Below are 2,768 nucleotides of genomic sequence, written 5' to 3' on the forward strand. Positions count from 1 at the left end.
CGGGAGTTCGTCGCGGAGTGTCATCCCTGCCTCCTGTGACGTGTGCGGTACGGATACGGGTCGGCTCCGGCGCGGCGGCGGACGGCCGGTCAACCGGCGGGGACGGGGGCCCCGGCACCGCGCCCGGTGCCCCGCGGGTCCCCCTCCCCGGCGTAACCGGCCTCCTGCAACCGCCGGCGCAGCCGGAGCAACCCGCGGCGGGCGTGGCTCTTGACCGTCCCCAGGGGCAGCCCGGTGCGTTCGGCGATGTCGCTGTGGGTCAGGTCCTCGTAGAAGTTCAACCGCAGCACCTCGCGCTGACGCGGCGGAAGGAGGTCCAGTTCGCGGGCGATCAGGACCCGTCGCACCACGTCGTCCGCGCTGTCCTCCACGGTGCCGCCGGTGGTGACGTATCGGTTGCCGGCGGCGACCACCAGATCGTGCCGGCGGGTGCGGGCGGCCAGGGAGTCGGCGATGCGGCGGCGCGTGATGCCGACGATCCACCCCGGGAGGGGGCCCCGATCGGGGCGGTAGGTCAGGCGCCCGCGCCAGGCGGAGAGGAAGACCTGTTGGGTGATGTCCTCGGCCTCCCGGCGGTCACCCACGGCACGGGCGGCCAGGGAGTGGACCAGATTGCCCCACAGGCGGTAGGCGTCGGCCAGGGCGCCGGAGTCGCCGGCGACCAGGCGCTCTGCGATCCCCCGGGCGATCTCCGCGGAGGGGTCCGGCTCGAGGCCGGTGTTGCCGATGGTCCCGATACCGCTGCCGTCCCTCGTGTTCCCGGTGGTCTCCGTATTCCCGGTGACCTCTGTGATTGCTGTGATTGCTGTGACCGCTGTGATCCCGGTGGCCTCCACTGCCCGCCCCGGCTCGTCCGGGACGCCGCCGTCCGGGATCGGCGTCGCGGCCCCCCGGAGCACGGAGACGGGCGCACGCCCGGGTCTCCCCGATCGATCGGGCCGTCCGGGGCGGGTCACCGCTCCGGTACGTGCCTCATGGGTGCACTCGGAATCATGCGTTGCTGTGGCCACGTGGTCGCTCCTCCCGCCGGGCCGGGGGCCGGTCGGTTGGCCGGGACGGGTGTCCCGGTCCGTGCGGCCCGCACGGTTGGACACCGACACCGGGCGCCTCGTCACGCCGCGGCCATCTCATCGTGGAGCGAAGCGACGCATGGCACAACTTGCGTCGTTTCTGCATCGTCTTGTGTCGGGAAAACGTAGAGTGGGCGCATGCGCGAGGAGAAAGCGGCCCCCGGGTCCCGGAACGTCCCCCGGCGCCAACCGGCGCGCTCCGCGGAACCGCAGGTCGAAGGGGGTGACGCGGCGCCCCCGGGAAGTGCCGGGTTGACCACCGGGGCGGTGGCCAAACACTTCGGGGTGGCACCGACCACGCTGCGCTCCTGGGATCGGCGCTACGGCATCGGGCCGGCCGGCCGCACCGGTGGGCGGCACCGGCGCTGGACCCCCGAGGACATCGCCGTCCTGGCCCACATGTGCAGGCTGACCAGCGAGGGGGTGCCGCCCGCCGAGGCGGCGGCGGAGGCCCGCCGGGCGGCGGCGACGGGCGGGGATCCGATGACGGGGCCCGACCGGGACGACACGCCGGAGGATTCCGCCTCCGACACGCCCGACACCGGGTCGGGGGCCCGGCGGACGTCCGGGGCGGCCGTCGCCGGTTCGCGAACCCCGACCGACGGACGGGTCACCGGCCGCGGGGACCCGGAGGCAGGGGACCCGGCGGCAGGGGACACGGACGCCGGGGAGGCCGGGCCCGGGGCCGACGGGGCGAACCGCCGCCCGCCCACCGGTGGCGGGAACACGCTGCCGTTCGGGGAGCACGTCCCCCAGGAGTGCCGGGGCCTGGCCCGGGCCGCGGTACGACTGGACGCCCCCACGGTGCAGCGGCGTCTGGAGGCGGCGATCGCCGACCACGGCCTGGTCACCGCGTGGACCGAGGTGATCATGCCCGCGCTGCGCGCGGTGGGACGCAAATGGCAGACCTCGGGCGAGCGGTACGTGGAGGTCGAGCACCTGCTGTCGTGGCACGTCTCCTCGGTGCTGCGCCTCACGGTCGCCCGGGCCGACGCGCCCCGGGCGGGATCACCCGTCGTCCTGGCCTGCACCCCCAACGAACTGCACACCCTGCCGTTGGAGGCGGTGTCGGCCGGCCTGGCGGAACGAGGCGTCCCGCAGCGCATGTTCGGCGCGGCGGTGCCCGCCGAGGCGTTGTTCGACGCGGTGCGCCGGACCGGGCCGACGGCGGTCGCGCTGTGGGCCCAGTCCCGGGGTACGGCCGATCGGGCGATGGCACACCGGTTGACCGGCGTGGCGTGGGGGATAAGGGGAGCCCGCACCCGGCCGACGGTGTTGACGCTGGGACCGGGGTGGGCGGCCGGACCCACCGTCCCCGGCACCCGGCGCCCCACCACCCTGGGTTCGGCCCTGGACCTGTTGGCCGCGGCCTCGGCGGGAGCCGGCCCGAACACGGCCTGACGCCCCGCCGGACGGTCGGAGCGCCCGGGGAGGAAATCGACGCAAGGTCAGGAAAACTTCTTTTCCGCACCACTTGTCGCGTTCACCCACCCGGCCCCCCGTCATATGACGGTCATTCGAATTGCCGTCACCGACCATTCCCCCCGGGTACCGCTGGGCGGTACCGTGCCCGGGCGTCACGTCCGCATCCCGGACGCGACGTCCCGACCGCACGTCGTTGAACCGTTCCTGCCGCACCACCCGGAAGGATCCCCCACCCGTGAAACGACCGCAGCGCCACCTGCGCGGCTCCCTCGC

Annotated in this window: 2 protein-coding genes; one reads left to right on the forward strand and one right to left on the reverse strand. The window is 74.7% G+C overall.

Translation table 11 applies throughout. From position 1 onward, the window contains the following. Window positions 1-89: 89 nt before the first annotated feature. A complete protein-coding gene (locus FNQ90_RS18815; RefSeq protein ID WP_407699394.1) occupies window positions 90-836 on the reverse strand; it encodes an RNA polymerase sigma factor in 747 nt (248 codons plus the stop codon). A gap of 486 nt (window positions 837-1,322) precedes the next feature. Here FNQ90_RS18815 and FNQ90_RS18820 point away from each other — a divergent pair, with 486 nt between their 5' ends. Beyond that, window positions 1,323-2,471 (forward strand): MerR family transcriptional regulator, encoded by a 1,149-nt coding sequence (locus FNQ90_RS18820; RefSeq protein ID WP_228471388.1) that lies wholly within the window; start codon window positions 1,323-1,325, stop codon window positions 2,469-2,471. Window positions 2,472-2,768: the final 297 nt, after the last annotated feature.

The sequence above is a fragment of the Streptomyces alkaliphilus genome (assembly GCF_014141535.1).
Lineage (GTDB): Bacteria > Actinomycetota > Actinomycetes > Streptomycetales > Streptomycetaceae > Streptomyces > Streptomyces alkaliphilus.